Here is a 14737-nt window from a genome sequence, read left to right on the forward strand (position 1 = left end):
TACAAAACAAAAATATTTTATGTGAATTAAATCATTTAACTTCATTGAATAAAAATCAAAAAGGGTGAAGAACAATGAGTTTTATGACTGCGGATCAGGCCAAAATTTTATCGGATGTGGCCAATTTAAATATTGAAATGTATAAGCCTCGCTTGGCTCAACTGATTGAAGATAATGCCCGACTGGGCAATACCGCTGTGCTAACGGTATTTCCCAAACATTTGCCCTTGGAAGAAATTCGTGGTCTTTCGGCGGAGTTAACTGAGCTTGGTTATAACGTGCGCTTTGAGGTGCAGGAATTTTATTATAGCTTTAATGTCTACTGGCTATAATTTTATCAATTGTTCAAAAAAAATCCTGTTCAGGCATATATCTTGCTGCATTCAACTCATAGTTAAAATATGAGAGTGATATGTCTTTATCTATTCATTTTGCAGCACAGGCAGATGCACCTTATATGGTGCTTTCGTCCGGATTGGGCGGACATGCCAGTTTCTGGAATCCTCAAATTAGAGTTTTACAGCAGCATTTTCATGTAGTCACTTATGATCAGGAAGGCTGTCATTCAGATTCTGAGCTATTGCCCACGTCTTATTCGATCGACCATATGGCCGGCCAGATTCTGGATTTATTGATCAATGATGGCATTCGAGAGTTTCATTTCATCGGGCATGCATTGGGCGGACATATCGGCATGCAATTAGCGACCTATCAGGCTGAAAGAAAGTTTAAGCTACTCAGTCTGACCATGTTAAATGCTTGGGGAGAGCTGGATGCTCATACTCAGAAGTGTTTCGAAGCCCGGACTTCGTTATTGCTCAATAGCGGGGCAGAGGCATATGTGAGAGCACAGGCTTTATTTCTTTATCCGCCGCAGTGGATTTCAACCCATATTGATCAGTTAACCGAAGCAGAAAATAAGCAGCTCCTTGACTTTCCACCGATCCAAAATGTTCTGGCACGCCTACAAGCCGTGCAGGCTTTTAAACTGAACGCAGAACATCGTCAGGCACTCAAGGATATTCCTGTGCATCTGCTTGCTAATCAGGATGATTTTCTGGTGCCTTATCAACGGTCACAGCAATTACAACAATGCTTGCCGCATAGTCATCTCAGTTTGCTTGATACAGGTGCACATGCTTCCACCGTGACCGAGACAGATCAGGTCAATCAACGGATCCTTTCCTTCCTGATTTCCCCTTAGTTTGAAGATTTTTTAAAAGCCAGACCTCCTGTCTGGTTTTTTATTTTTTCTAATTAATCATTTTGTAGCGTTAGTATGGTTTTTACTTCGAATTGATGCATGAACTGCAAATGCACAAATTGCTACGAGTGCACTTGAATGAAACAGTATGTTCAAAATTGACTCATAGGTAAAAATGGTTATTTTACTAAAAATTCAAAAAATAAAATATTAAGTATCTGATAATTATAAATTAAATAGAGTTGGCACACGCTTTGCAATGTTTATATCGTAAATAAAATTCCCGAAGTGGAATCAGAATTTTGAATAAGTGTTAAAAATAATGAGGTGTGAAAATGAAAATAGGTGTCTTTTGTCCAATCGGAAATAATGGCTGGTTACTCTCTGAAAATGCACCGCAGTACATGCCGACTTTTGAGTTAAACAAACAAATCGTACAGCGTGCTGAGCACTATGGTTTCGATTTCGCACTTTCTATGATCAAGCTGCGTGGCTTTGGCGGCAAGACTGAATTCTGGGAACATAACCTGGAAACGTTTACCCTGATGGCAGGTCTTGCGGCTGTCACCAGCAAAATTAAAATTTTCGCAACTGCCGCAACTCTGGTGATGCCACCTGCAATTGTCGCGCGCATGGCATCAACCATTGATTCGATTTCAAATGGCCGTTTTGGTCTGAATGTCGTAACTGGCTGGCAGCCACCTGAATATACCCAAATGGGTATGTGGCCAGGTAATGACTATTTTGGCAAACGCTATGAATATCTGTCTGAATATGTACAAATTCTGCGTGAACTTTGGGCGACTAGTAAATCAGACTTTAAAGGCGAACATTTCCAGATGGAAGATTGCCGTGTTAGCCCACGTCCACAAGCCGACATGAAGATTATCTGTGCAGGTCAATCTGATGCAGGTTTAGAGTTTTCTGCACAATATGCTGACTATAACTTCGTGTTTGGTAAAGGCCTGAATACTCCAACAGCTTATGCAGAAATTAATGACCGCCTCAAAGAAAAAACAGATGTGACTGGCCGTGATGTACAGACTTATGTGCTGTTTATGGTGATTGCTGCAGAAACTGATGAAGAAGCGCAAGCCAAATGGCAGCACTATAACGATGGTGCTGATATGGAAGCGATTAACTGGCTGATGAATCAAGGCGGTAAAGATACCACTTCCGGTGCAGACACCAATATCCGTCAAATGGCTTCTAGCGTATCTCCAGTCAACATCAATATGGGTACGCTGGTGGGTTCTTATGAAAATGTGGCACGAATGTTGGATGAAATTGGTGAGATCAAAGGTACGGAAGGCGTACTACTAACTTTTGATGATTTTATTCAAGGGGTTGAAGACTTTGGTCAAAAAATCCAGCCGCTAATGAAATGCCGTGATCATATTGTCATTGAAGATGAAGCGCCAGTTTTGGAGAAAAGCGCATGAGTGAATCAGTCGTCACAGCCGGTTTTACGGAAAAACTCGGCACAGGAAAAACGCTTAAAGCGGAACCCGAAGCGATTTGTCTTGCACCAGAACAGACAGCCTTGATTGTGATTGATATGCAAAATGCCTATACCTCTCAGGGTGGCTATCTGGATCTGGCGGGCTTTGATGTCTCGAAAACCAAGCCCGTGGTTGAAAATATTAAAAAGGTCGTTGATGCCGCACATGCAGCCGGTATTCAGGTGATTTATTTCAAAAATGGCTGGGATGCAGAATATAAGGAAGCGGGTGGTAAGGACTCTCCAAATTTCCATAAATCCAATGCCTTAAAGACCATGCGTAAACGTCCTGAATTACAGGGGCAATTGTTAGCAAAAGGTGGCTGGGATTTTGAGCTGATTGATGAGTTAAAGCCACTGCCACAAGACCTGGTGATCGAAAAGCCACGTTATAGCGGTTTCTTTAATACTGCGCTGGACAGCATGTTACGTGTCCGAGGTATTCGCAATCTGGTCTTTGTCGGGATTGCCACCAACGTGTGTGTGGAGTCGACGCTACGTGATGGCTTCTTCCTGGAGTATTTCGGTGTCGCACTTGCTGATGCCTGCCATCAGGCCGGTCCAGTCGAAGCGCATGAAGTCAGTCTGTATAACATCAAGACTTTCTTTGGCTGGGTATCAGATACCAAAAATTTTGTAGAGACCTTTCAAAAAGAAAGTGAGTCACTAAAAGAAACTAAATTAGCTGTAAGCGCATAAAGAATTAAAGAACAGAATTAAGGAAAAAATAGTATGCCTAAAGAAATCATTATTCCAGCAGGAACATCGAAACCATTAGCACCGTATGTACCGGCAACCAAGGCAGACAATATCGTGTATGTATCCGGTACATTAGCTTTTGATGAAAATAATAATGTGGTGCATGTCGGTGATGCCGCAGCACAGACCCGTCATATTCTGGAAACTATCAAGCGTGTGATTGAGGAAGCAGGCGGCAGTATGGATGACGTGACCTTTAACCATGTCTTTGTCAAAGACTGGGCAGATTATGCTGCGATTAATGCAGTTTATGCAGAGTATTTCCCGGGAGATAAGCCGGCACGGTATTGCGTACAGACAGGTTTAGTCAAACCTGATGCGCTGGTCGAAATTGCTTCGATTGCCCATGTATAAGTCGATCTACCTGATTCAATCTCATTACTAGATGCCCCAGGTCTGAAACTGAATATTGACTTGGGGGCGGGAGAACAGCATGAATGCCAAACTATCTAAAATCATCACAGAAACAGTTGCAGAAAATAACGCATTAAATAAGGTTTTGGCGACTAACGCATCAGATGACATCTTTACCCAAGTTGATCAGCAGATTTTCCGTCAAGGCATGTCCAATCTCGGGGCTGCAGTTAATGTCATTACCACGCAAGGTGAGGCAGGACAGGCAGGATTTACTGCCTCAGCCGTATGTAGCGTGACGGATACACCACCAACGTTGCTGGTGTGTCTGAACCGTTCTGCTTCAGTTTATGAAACCTTTAAAAAGAATCAGGTGTTGTGTGTGAATACCCTGGCATCACATCAACAACATCTTTCCAATCTGTTTGGTGGAAAAACACCAATGGCAGAGCGTTTCAGTCAGGGGAACTGGAAAACTTTGGTGACCCAGTCACCTGTACTTGAGGATGCCTTAGTCAGTTTTGACTGCGAGGTGGTCCAATGTTTATCCGTAGGCAGTCATGACGTGCTGTTCTGTGAGGTGAAAGCGATGTGCCAGAGTCAAGGCAATGCGCTGATGTACTTCAATCGTTCTTACTGTGAGCCACACAAAATGTGCTAATTCAATTCAATCCTAATCAAGGAGGGGAAGCCGATGCAAGAAAAAGAAACGTGGTTTCCAAAATTTAAGCCTTACCAAGGCAATCTCGATACCACACCCGTGCAAACAGATGAATATCTGCCTGCTGGAAAAAGTATTATTCTCGGGTTGCAGCATGTGTTTGCCATGTTTGGCGCAACCGTGCTGGCACCCTTATTAATGGGGTTTGATCCCAATCTCACGATTTTCATTACCGGGATTGGGACCATTTTATTTTTCCTGATCACGGGCGGTCGATTGCCAAGTTATCTAGGATCCAGCTTTGCCTTTATTGGTGCGGTCGTCGCAGTTACAGGTTATTCCGGAGTTGGTGCGAATCCTAATATCGGACTGGCGCTTGGCGGTACCATTGCTTGCGGTATTGTCTATGCCTTGATTGGTCTGCTGGTCATGAAAACCGGTACCAACTGGATTGAAAAACTGATGCCGCCAGTAGTGACAGGCGTGATTGTGATGATCATTGGTTTGAACCTGGCGCCAGTCGCAATTAAGAGTGTTTCAGCGAACCAGTTTGATTCGTGGATGGCATTAATCACCATTATCTGTATCAGTGTGATTGCTGTGTTTACCCGAGGAATGGTACGCCGTCTGTTGCTGTTATTGGGCTTGTTATCTTCCTATCTGATTTACTTCATTTTCACCAATGTGATGGGCTTCGGACCTGCGATTGATTTTACCAAGGTCAGTGAAGCCGCATGGTTTGGTTTGCCTAATTTCCAGAGCCCGGTATTTGAAATGAATGCCATGCTGATGATTGCACCAGTAGCGATTATTTTAGTGGCAGAAAATCTGGGGCACTTTAAAGCTGTATCTGCGATGACTGGTAAAAACCTGTCGCCATATATGGGCCGTGGTTTCTTTGCTGATGGGGTGTGTACTTCATTGTCAGCTTCTGTCGGTGGTACGGGGATGACCACTTATGCTGAAAATATCGGTGTGATGGCAGTCACCAAGGTTTATGCAACCACGGTATTTGTCTTCGCGGGTATCTTCGCGATTTTACTCGGACTTTCACCTAAATTTGGTGCAGTGATCAGTACCATTCCAGTGGCTTTATTGGGTGGTGCATCGATTGTGGTCTTTGGTCTGATTACGGTGGCTGGTGCAAAAATCTGGGTAGATAACAAGGTTGATTTTACCAAGAACAGTACGCTGATTATTGGTGCCGTGTGTCTGATCATGGGTACAGGGAACTATAGCTTGCAGATTGGTGGTTTTGATCTGGGGGGTATTGGTACTGCGACTTTAGCTGCGATCTTACTCAATCTATTCCTGAATCGTGGTGAAGATAAAGAATTGCCAGCATCTGAACCAGCTGAAACCATAACTGAGGTTGAGGCTAAGCCAGTCGCTTAAAATGAGGAGTATTTTTTGAGTCATACAATTGCATTTTTAGGACTCGGGGCAATGGGCTGGCATATGGCCTCCCATCTGCCAAAACTCGGACATCAGGTTTGGGTCTGGAACAGGACTGAACAGAAAGCTGTAGCGCATGCTGAAACTTTTGCGACTCAAGCGGTGAGTATTGATGAGGCGGTTCAGGCGGATTTTATTTTTTCCTGTTTGCCGACCAGTCAGGATGTGGAAGCATTGATTGCAGCCCATCCACCCAAACAAGGTGCAATCTGGATTGACTGTACCAGCGGGGTGCCGGAATCTGCACAGAAACTGGCGAAGTTATTGGAGCAACAAAGCAGTTTTTATCTGGATGCACCGGTTTCTGGCCAAACCATTGGAGCGGAACGCGGTACTTTAACTGTGATGGTCGGAGGCAATGAACAAGCCTTTGAACAAGTCAAGCCGATCATTGATGCCTTTGCAGGTTTGATTGAATATGTGGGAGAAAGCGGTTCTGGTTTTGCGGTGAAAGCCGTGAATAATACCTTAATGGCGACTCACTTATGGGCATTGGCTGAAGGGCTGACTGTGCTGAAAGGGCAGGGCGTTGATTTAAGCAGTGCACTAAACTGTATTAATCATTCCAGTGGTAAAAGCAGCATGTCGGAAAATATCATGGCACAGCGTGTACTGAGCCGTGAGTTTCACAAGACCTTTGCGCTGGATTTATTGCAGAAAGATATTGGTATTGCTTTGGAGCTGGTGCAGCAACAGCAACTGGATTTAACGGTGATGTCTTTGGTTCAGCAAGAGTTTCAGCAAATAGCGAAATCTCAGGCCAGTCAATTAGATTTTTCCGCTGCGGTGCAAGGCTTGGAGCAACGTACTCAAATTGAATTAAGAGGATAAGTTTATTTTTAATTTTTTATTAAACAGAGAAACTATGATTCTTTAATTAAAGAACAATAGATTTATCGATTCAAAATTTAAAAAACCGGGAATTTTAATTCCCGGCTTTATTATTGCTAAGATGGCTAAATAGCCTAAGCAATTCTTAACTCTGCTGATTCGATTGATATTCTTGGATCACTTCAAGCGCTGCACGGAATGCTTCTTGTGTTGCAGGAGCGCCGCAGTAAGGCAAGCTATGCAGTAGTACTTCCTGAATTTCTTCAACTGTCGCACCGTTATTCAAAGCGCCACGAACATGGCCTTTCAATTCAGTTGGGCTTTTTTGCGCGGTAAGAAAAGCAATAGTAATTAAAGAACGGTATTTACGTGGTAAAACCCCTTCACGTTGCCAGGTTGAACCCCAGGCATGTTCATTAATCCAGTCCTGTAACGGTTGGGTAAAAGGAACCGTATTGTCCTGAGCACGTTTTACAAAACTTGCACCCATCACTTCAGTACGGACTTTCAAGCCATTTTCATAATCTTGTTGTGACATCATTAACCCTCAATTTTATTATCGGTCTAGCTTAAGGCTTTAAAGGCAAAATGCCATCGTGCAATAGTCGTAAAAAAGTGGCTGGGTAGCCACTTGAGAGATTCCAAAGCAGAGTAAAGAAATAATACTTCGCTTTGGAATCAAAGATCGATTTAGATAAAAGCTCTATCTAAGGAGTCGTTGAATGTGAAGGTGCACTTTGAACTGAAGTATCGGTACCTGTTGCATCTGCTTTCGAAATATGAGGATTTTCAAGTTCCAATACTTCCTGTAAATGCAAATCGAAGACATCAGTCAACATGCTGTCGTAGCGACGCGCATTATAGTCCAGCAACTTATTGGCTTCTTCTTCATTAATAAAGCCTTGTTCATGCGCATCAGCCACATGATCAGCAAAACTGAGTCCTTTAAATTGACCTTTGTTTTCGGCTTTTTTAAAGCGATCCCAAAGCTGCTCAATCTCCAATAACATGGTGAAGGTTGATTCCATACGACCATTCACATCATCTTCCGCTGTGCTATAGAAAACATGCTTTTTCAGTACTTTCCGGAAAGCGTTATCTTCCATCATGACATTTGCGACTTCCTGTTTAAGTCGGTCAGATGGCTTCGCGACAGGTCGGCCAAATGGGAAACAGATAAGTTTGACCATGCCAGCAGCAACACCCACCGGGAAATTTGCAAACAGGTCATAAAACGCTTCCTGAGCCGTATATAAAGATTTCTCAATTGCCAATTGTGCATGCAGACGTTCAGCTTCAGTTTTTTTGCTATGTTCAAAGAATTTCAGGATTGCCGTCGCAATAAACAGATGGGCATGAATATCAGCCAGACGGCCAGAAAGCATTTCCTTGCGTTTAATATCACCTGCTAATAAACCTAAACACATATCTGCAGTCAGGGCAAAGTTGGCACTGAGCCGGTTGATAATCTTGTAATAGGGACGGGTAAAATCAACTGCACTTTGTGGCGCAGCACTTGAACCACCGCTAAAAGCATAGGCAAAAGAGCGGGCAGTCCGGTTAAAGGTATAACCCAGATGCTTAAACAACATAGTATCGAATGGATTCAGAGCGGCTTTTGGGTCTTCAGCTTGCAGAAGCTGTAATTCTTCATATAGATAAGGATGGCAACGCATTGAGCCTTGACCAAAGATCATCAATGAACGGCTCAGAATATTGGCGCCTTCGACTGTAATCGATACTGGAATGGCCTGATAGTTGAGAGCCAGGAAGTTACGAGGTCCCATTTGAATCGCACGGCCACCCACGACATCCATACCGTGATTGACAATTTTACGCATGGTCTCAGTGGCATAGTATTTAGCAATTGCCGTCATGACTGCCGGTTTACCACCTTGGTTCAGACCACAAGTCACTAAATAACGGAAAGCTTCCAGCATATAGGCATCACTGGCAATTTCACTATTGGCTTCCTGTACGCCTTCAAATTTACCCACTGAAATCTTGAATTGCTGACGGATTCGCGAGAACGCACTGACATTCAGGTAAGTCATTTCGGCACTGGAGGTAGACAAAGCCGGTAGGGAAATACCACGACCAACCGCTAGACATTCCATCAGCATACGCCAGCCTTTACCGGCATTTTTCACGCCACCAATGATCCAGTCTAAAGGAATAAATACATCCTTACCTTCAACAGTACCATTCATAAAAGGGGAGCCAGGATTATGACGTGGACCGACTTTTACCCCTTCATGATTGGCCGGTAGCAAGGCACAAGTAATCCCATAATCCGTTTTATCACCGAGTAGATAGTCAGGATCATACATTTTAAAAGCCAGACCAACCACGGTGGCAATTGGTGCTAGAGTAATCCAGCGTTTGGAGAAATTCATTCTCAGTCCCAAGACTTCCTGACCTTCAAACTGTCCATAGCAGACCACACCGGTATCTGGAATCGCACCGGCATCTGAACCGGCTTCAGGACTGGTCAGACCAAAACATGGGATTTCTTCACCTTTGGCCAGACCGGGTAAATAACGATCTTTTTGTTCATCGGTACCATAATGTAGTAACAACTCACCCGGCCCAAGTGAGTTAGGCACCATACAGCTCACAGCAGCAGTGAGAGAGCGTGAAGAAATTTTGCTCATCACCCGGCTTTGAGCAAAGGAACTAAAGGCACGACCGCCGTATTCTTTGGGAATAATTAGTCCCAAGAAGCCATTATCTTTAATATATTGCCAGATATGTTCAGGCAGCATTTTCTTCTCATGAATTTCCCATTCATCCAGCATGCTACACAGCGTTTCGACTTCGTTATCCAAGAATGCCTGTTCCTCAATGGAAAGTTTTGGATAGGGATAGCTATTAAAGGTTTCCCAGTTCGGCGCCCCCATAAAGAGCTCTTTTTCCCACCAGCTGGTGCCGGAATCAAGAGCCTCACGTTCTGTCGGGCTAATGCTCGGCATGGCATCCGCTAATGCCTTATAGGCTGGCCTGGAAATGAAAGACATACGCAAAGGTTCGATCATGACGACCAGACTGATCAGGATCAGAGGAATACCCAGAATCAGTGACCAAGGACTGATAAAGGCACAAACTACTGACATGATAATCAGGGTAATTGCACCAGTGGTACGGGAGAGTTGAAAAAAGAAAATCGCCCATAAACTGGCAATGAGAAGAAGTACGGCGAAAATAAATAGCATTGTTATATTTCTCCAGGGTCATACAATTGTGATGCTGCCGATCTCCCTAAGGTGTCTTCATAAGACTTGATCAATTTTTTTACATCGCTTAAGCAACTGGCAAATTCACAATTGTTGTTGTGAGAACGATCGTTATTAAATATTTCAACGATATATTGAAGTGTTTTATCTGTTTTTGAGATTGTTTGAAAAATGCACAGTCTTCAAGTGAGAACACGCAAAGAAATGTGAAGATAAGTAATAACTTAATCTTTAAGAGAGGGTAGTTAAAATAATTAAAAAGTGAACAAATACAAATTTAGTTAGGCATAAAAAAGCCCTCTACTTGAGAGGGCTTTGATCTAAGTCATTTTAAGCTTCAATTGCCTGTACAGCGATTTTCTTCGCTGGATCAACTTTACGGCGTACTTCTGGAACCGGTTCGCCGTAGTATTGACGATCCGCAAAGTAACTTGAACGTACCATCGGTGCTGACCAGATATTCTTAAAGCCAAGCTTACGGCCATGTTCTGCATAACGTTCGAATTCTTCTGGCGTTACAAAACGGTCGATTGGCGCATGCTGTTTAGATGGCTGTAGATACTGGCCAATCGTTACATAATCCACGTCATGTGCTTTCAGGTCGTCTAACAGAGCGAGAACTTCTTCTTCAGTTTCACCAATACCGACCATCAAACCACATTTGGTTGGAATTTCTGGGCAATAATCTTTAAACATTTTCAACAGATTTAAAGAGTGCTGATAATCAGAACCTGGACGCATGGCTTTATACAGACGTGGCACAGTTTCAATGTTGTGGTTAAACACGTCTGGTGGACATTCAGTCATGATGCGTAAAGCGATGTCCATACGACCACGGAAATCAGGTACCAGAATTTCCAGCAAAGTCTTTGGACTCAAAGCACGAGCTTCTTTAATACAGTCTACAAAATGCTGTGCACCGCCATCCAATAGGTCATCACGGTCTACTGAAGTGATGACTGCATACTTCAGACCCAGGTTGGCAATTGTTTCTGCCATATGACGCGGTTCATCTGGATCGAGCGCATTTGGACGACCATGTGCTACATCACAGAACGGACAGCGACGCGTGCAAATATCACCCATAATCATAAAGGTTGCTGTACCCCCACCAAAACATTCAGGCAGGTTCGGACAGGCAGCTTCTTCACATACGGTATGCAGTTTTTGCTGACGAAGTGTAGTTTTAATACGCTGAACTTCCTCGGGAGCGGCCATTTTCACGCGGATCCAGTCCGGCTTACGTGGCGTTTCAACCGTAGGAACAACTTTTACAGGAATACGGGCGACCTTTTCTGCGCCGCGAAGTTTGATACCCTGTTCAGGTTTACGGTTTTCAGACATATATAACTTTTCCACTGTTTTGAAGGAGGGAGATAAATCAAAGTTAACACTTTTTTAATTATAACGAAACTCGGGTGAAATAGGGCGAAAAGGATTATTCATTTAAAAAATGTTCTTATCACACAATATATGTAAGTTAAATACACCAAATTGGCAGCAATTACGTCATAATATAGCGTAGATTAAAGCAAAATTTTTTAATTTTAAGGAGCGTTGAATGCCACGTAAAAAAGAGGTCGTTAGTGGGACTTTCGTTAAGTACGATGCGGTAGTTCTAGGTTCAGGCCCTGCGGGCGAAGGCGCGGCAATGAAACTTGCCAAATCGGGTAAGCGTGTTGCAATTGTGGATATGCGTGAACAGCTGGGTGGTAACTGTACTCACGTAGGTACGATTCCAAGTAAGGCATTGCGTCAAACGGTATCCAGCATTATCCGTTATCAACGTGATCCAATGTTTCAAAAAGTAGGTGAATGGAAACAATTCACCATGAAACAGGTACTGCGCAATGCACATAAAGTGATTCAGCAGCAGGTGGATACTCACTCACGTTTTTATGACCGTAACAAGATTGATATCTATCATGGTCGTGCTTACATTCAAGACGAAAATACGATCTTTGTATTTACACCAGATGGCATAAAAGAAACTATTATGTTCCAGCAACTGGTGATTGCGACTGGTTCACGTCCATACCGTCCAGAGATTCTTGATTTCAATCATCCACGTGTATTTGATTCAGACAAAATTCTGGATCTGGATTTCTCAATCCAAAAAATCATTATTTATGGCGCAGGTGTGATTGGCTGTGAATATGCATCGATCTTTATTGGTCTGGGACATAAGGTTGACCTGATCAATACTCAACCAAAACTGCTCAGCTATCTGGATGACGAAATTTCCGATGCACTGTCTTATCACTTACGTGAACAGGGTGTATTGATCCGTCATAATGAACAGATCGACTTCCTTGAAACTTCTGATGATTATGTCGTTCTGCATACACAAAGCGGCAAGAAAATTAAAGCTGATGCTATTCTGTGGTGTAACGGACGTTCAGGGAATACTGATGGTTTAGGCCTTGAAAATATTGGTCTGAAACCAAACAGTCGTGGTCAATTAACCGTGAATGAGCAGTATCAGACTGAAGTTGAAAATATCTATGCTGCAGGTGACGTGATTGGCTGGCCATCACTGGCTTCTGCTGCCTATGACCAAGGTCGTTGTGCAGGTGCCAACATGAGCGGTGAACAAGACGTTGCACCTGTGACTGATATTCCGACTGGTATTTATACCATTCCGGAAATTTCTTCGATCGGTAAAACTGAGCAGCAGCTGACTGAAGAAAAAATCCCGTATGAAGTGGGTCAGGCTTCTTTCCGTCATCTGGCGCGTGCGCAGATTACCGGTGATACAGTTGGCGAATTAAAAATCCTGTTCCATCGCGATACGCTGGAAGTTCTGGGTGTTCATTGCTTCGGTAATAATGCATCGGAGATTATCCACATTGGTCAGGCAGTCATGAACAGCCCGAACAATACGATCAAGTATTTTGTGGAAACCACATTCAATTATCCAACGATGGCAGAAGCCTATCGTGTGGCAACCTTGAATGGTATGAACCGTTTATTCTAATTTGATTTATTCAGGTTAGATCAAAAACCCGCAGGTTTGGCTTGCGGGTTTTTTATTTTCCAGATTGAAAAAATTCAATCTTGTCAGTAATGCTGGAAATTAGGCTGCCATTTTGCGGCATTCTTCAGCACAGCGACGGCAAGCTTCGGCACATTGCTGGCAATGATCATCCTCATGATGGCCACATTCTTCTACACAATAATCGCAAGCTTTAGCGCATAGCTCGCAAATCTCTTTGATAAATGGAGATTGCTTTTGTTGCATGCGGGCGCAGAGCTGACACAGATCAGCACAGTCCAGACAGCGCTGGATACATTCCCGCATCATTTCTAAATGTTCTTCTTTCAGGCAGGCACTGGCACAGTTGGTACAGGCCAGAGAGCAGGTCATACATGCACGAACACAATCTGAAAACTGAATCTCGTTCATTTTCTTCTCCTTTTTGCAGCTATGGCAATGGCTTGTTTTTTTAATACGCTAAGCAGAAAAGGAAAAATACACTAGGCAGTTTGAGTGAGAAAAAGTAATCCAATTGCCGATTTTGTTAAAAGCTGTATTTTTAAAAAATTTAATTTAAAACCTCTATCCTGATATTCCCAAAATAGGATGACTAAAAATTTAAAAATAAAACCATTGAGGCGGTCATTCCTCAATGGCGGAAAATCTACATGATGAGTCGTTATTGTCGAAGGCTTAAATGACCTTTCTCTTTATTATATTTTTATGGTGATTAAAATGGACGACTACCTGCCAGGCTGATACGTTTTAATAAACGGCGCTGATCAGCAGGGAAAGGACGGCGTGAATGTAGAGTAACCTGATTGTCCCAGAACACGATATCGCCTGCTTCCCAATGGTGCTCATAAGCGAATTCAGGTTTTAAGACATGCTCACGTAATTTTGCAATCAGTTCACTACCTGCCTGATCGTCATAATTCACTAATTCAACTTCAGTATGGGTATTTAACCAAAGTGCTTTACGGCCAGATTCAGGATGGGTGCGTACCAGTGGGTGCGGATAGGCATGACCTAAAATTGGCTGATCTTTAAAGCGATATTTTGGCATATTTCCCGCATACGCATTACCACCTTTATTGCTCTGGAAGCGTACAAATGGATTATAGGTAATGAGCTGTAATTGATCGATTTTTGCTTTGGTTTTTTCATCTAAGGCTTCATAAGCCTTGATGGTATTGATCCAGGACGTCTGGCCACCGTCTTTTGGCAGTTCAATGGCATAGAGTAAAGAGCCAAAAGAAGGTAACGGTGTCCACTGGTGATCGGCATGCGGTGCAAGTTCACCATGACCGGTGTAATCCCCTTGACCGACTGCATTGGAAACTGGTACGACATCAGGTGGAGTGCCCGTATCTGTTTTAGAAGCCAGCACTGGCGTGTCGGCATCTGGACGGAAAATCGAACCGAAATAGGTGGCAAATGCCAGATACTGTAGATCATCCAGACTTTGATTCTTAAAGATCAGGATTAAATGTTCAGCCAGAGCTTGCTTCAGACGCAGGATGGTTTCGCCAGATTGGGCTTTACGGGCATCGAGGCCATAAACCACTGCGCCTAGGGCTTGATCTGCCTGCGGGACAATTTTGATTTCATCATTATTCTGAAACTGATCTTGCTGATGCCAGCGTGGTGCATCGTGAATGGCTTGTGAAAGTTGGGTCAAGCTTGTCATTGGAAAGTCTCTGAATTTTCTTGTTGCAGAAAATCTAAAAAAAACCAGAGCAAAAATAAAATCAAAAGAATT

The 14737-nt window shown here is 43.3% G+C and carries 14 protein-coding genes; 9 read left to right on the forward strand and 5 right to left on the reverse strand.

Annotated features, from left to right (window positions below; genetic code table 11):
- The first annotated feature begins 74 nt into the window (after positions 1-74).
- The 8 genes from FTU72_RS06315 (at position 75) to FTU72_RS06350 (ending at position 6765) form a co-directional block, all read left to right on the forward strand.
- Positions 75-332: a hypothetical protein gene (locus FTU72_RS06315; RefSeq protein WP_005234869.1), complete on the forward strand. Its 258-nt coding sequence runs from the start codon at positions 75-77 to the stop codon at positions 330-332.
- Between the two features lie 80 nt (positions 333-412).
- Positions 413-1204 carry a pyrimidine utilization protein D gene (gene rutD, locus FTU72_RS06320; protein ID WP_180052552.1) on the forward strand — a complete coding sequence of 264 codons (792 nt, stop codon included), beginning with the start codon at positions 413-415 and terminating at the stop codon, positions 1202-1204.
- Between the two features lie 335 nt (positions 1205-1539).
- Positions 1540-2646 (forward strand): pyrimidine utilization protein A, encoded by a 1107-nt coding sequence (gene rutA, locus FTU72_RS06325; RefSeq protein WP_180052553.1) that lies wholly within the window; start codon positions 1540-1542, stop codon positions 2644-2646.
- On the forward strand, positions 2643-3404 hold the full coding sequence (gene rutB, locus FTU72_RS06330; RefSeq protein ID WP_180052554.1) for a pyrimidine utilization protein B: 762 nt from the start codon (positions 2643-2645) through the stop codon (positions 3402-3404). The genes rutA and rutB overlap by 4 nt, the downstream gene beginning before the upstream one ends.
- 33 nt (positions 3405-3437) lie before the next feature.
- The gene (gene rutC / locus FTU72_RS06335) at positions 3438-3818 is read left to right on the forward strand and encodes a pyrimidine utilization protein C (RefSeq protein WP_004646493.1); all 381 of its coding nucleotides are present in this window, start codon (positions 3438-3440) and stop codon (positions 3816-3818) included.
- A 145-nt stretch (positions 3819-3963) separates the two neighbouring features.
- On the forward strand, positions 3964-4479 hold the full coding sequence (gene rutF / locus FTU72_RS06340) for an NADH-dependent FMN reductase RutF (RefSeq protein WP_373683632.1): 516 nt from the start codon (positions 3964-3966) through the stop codon (positions 4477-4479).
- A gap of 33 nt (positions 4480-4512) precedes the next feature.
- A complete protein-coding gene (gene rutG, locus FTU72_RS06345; RefSeq protein WP_180052555.1) occupies positions 4513-5874 on the forward strand; it encodes a pyrimidine utilization transport protein G in 1362 nt (453 codons plus the stop codon).
- Positions 5875-5925: 51 nt separating this feature from the next.
- Positions 5926-6765, forward strand: a complete 840-nt coding sequence (locus tag FTU72_RS06350) for an NAD(P)-dependent oxidoreductase (protein WP_373685623.1) — start codon at positions 5926-5928, stop codon at positions 6763-6765.
- Positions 6766-6910: 145 nt separating this feature from the next.
- Here FTU72_RS06350 and FTU72_RS06355 read toward each other — a convergent pair whose 3' ends face one another.
- From FTU72_RS06355 to lipA, 3 genes are all read right to left on the reverse strand, one after another.
- Complete coding sequence (locus FTU72_RS06355; RefSeq protein ID WP_099336964.1) at positions 6911-7303, reverse strand: carboxymuconolactone decarboxylase family protein; 393 nt, start codon at positions 7301-7303, stop codon at positions 6911-6913.
- Between the two features lie 169 nt (positions 7304-7472).
- A complete protein-coding gene (locus FTU72_RS06360) occupies positions 7473-9977 on the reverse strand; it encodes an acyl-CoA dehydrogenase (protein WP_180052557.1) in 2505 nt (834 codons plus the stop codon).
- A gap of 351 nt (positions 9978-10328) precedes the next feature.
- Complete coding sequence (lipA, locus tag FTU72_RS06365; RefSeq protein WP_004782741.1) at positions 10329-11342, reverse strand: lipoyl synthase; 1014 nt, start codon at positions 11340-11342, stop codon at positions 10329-10331.
- Positions 11343-11559: 217 nt separating this feature from the next.
- Here lipA and sthA point away from each other — a divergent pair, with 217 nt between their 5' ends.
- Positions 11560-12975 (forward strand): Si-specific NAD(P)(+) transhydrogenase, encoded by a 1416-nt coding sequence (sthA, locus tag FTU72_RS06370; RefSeq protein WP_005234884.1) that lies wholly within the window; start codon positions 11560-11562, stop codon positions 12973-12975.
- Between the two features lie 99 nt (positions 12976-13074).
- Here the strand turns inward: sthA and FTU72_RS06375 are convergent, their stop codons facing one another.
- Positions 13075-13404 (reverse strand): four-helix bundle copper-binding protein, encoded by a 330-nt coding sequence (locus tag FTU72_RS06375; RefSeq protein WP_004782738.1) that lies wholly within the window; start codon positions 13402-13404, stop codon positions 13075-13077.
- Between the two features lie 301 nt (positions 13405-13705).
- Complete coding sequence (locus FTU72_RS06380; RefSeq protein ID WP_180052558.1) at positions 13706-14665, reverse strand: TauD/TfdA family dioxygenase; 960 nt, start codon at positions 14663-14665, stop codon at positions 13706-13708.
- Positions 14666-14737: the final 72 nt, after the last annotated feature.

This window comes from Acinetobacter sp. YH12137, from assembly GCF_013418535.1.
Classification (GTDB): Bacteria; Pseudomonadota; Gammaproteobacteria; order Pseudomonadales; family Moraxellaceae; genus Acinetobacter.

Excerpts from the sequence above, each read along its gene's own strand:
- FTU72_RS06315 (WP_005234869.1), top strand. The coding sequence starts at position 75 with ATGAGTTTTATGACTGCGGATCAGGCCAAAATTTTATCGGATGTGGCC.
- rutD (WP_180052552.1), top strand. The coding sequence starts at position 413 with ATGTCTTTATCTATTCATTTTGCAGCACAGGCAGATGCACCTTATATG.
- rutA (WP_180052553.1), top strand. The coding sequence starts at position 1,540 with ATGAAAATAGGTGTCTTTTGTCCAATCGGAAATAATGGCTGGTTACTC.
- rutB (WP_180052554.1), top strand. The coding sequence starts at position 2,643 with ATGAGTGAATCAGTCGTCACAGCCGGTTTTACGGAAAAACTCGGCACA.
- rutC (WP_004646493.1), top strand. The coding sequence starts at position 3,438 with ATGCCTAAAGAAATCATTATTCCAGCAGGAACATCGAAACCATTAGCA.
- rutG (WP_180052555.1), top strand. The coding sequence starts at position 4,513 with ATGCAAGAAAAAGAAACGTGGTTTCCAAAATTTAAGCCTTACCAAGGC.
- FTU72_RS06350 (WP_373685623.1), top strand. The coding sequence starts at position 5,926 with ATGGGCTGGCATATGGCCTCCCATCTGCCAAAACTCGGACATCAGGTT.
- FTU72_RS06355 (WP_099336964.1), bottom strand. The coding sequence starts at position 7,303 with ATGTCACAACAAGATTATGAAAATGGCTTGAAAGTCCGTACTGAAGTG.
- FTU72_RS06360 (WP_180052557.1), bottom strand. The coding sequence starts at position 9,977 with ATGCTATTTATTTTCGCCGTACTTCTTCTCATTGCCAGTTTATGGGCG.
- lipA (WP_004782741.1), bottom strand. The coding sequence starts at position 11,342 with ATGTCTGAAAACCGTAAACCTGAACAGGGTATCAAACTTCGCGGCGCA.
- sthA (WP_005234884.1), top strand. The coding sequence starts at position 11,560 with ATGCCACGTAAAAAAGAGGTCGTTAGTGGGACTTTCGTTAAGTACGAT.
- FTU72_RS06375 (WP_004782738.1), bottom strand. The coding sequence starts at position 13,404 with ATGAACGAGATTCAGTTTTCAGATTGTGTTCGTGCATGTATGACCTGC.
- FTU72_RS06380 (WP_180052558.1), bottom strand. The coding sequence starts at position 14,665 with ATGACAAGCTTGACCCAACTTTCACAAGCCATTCACGATGCACCACGC.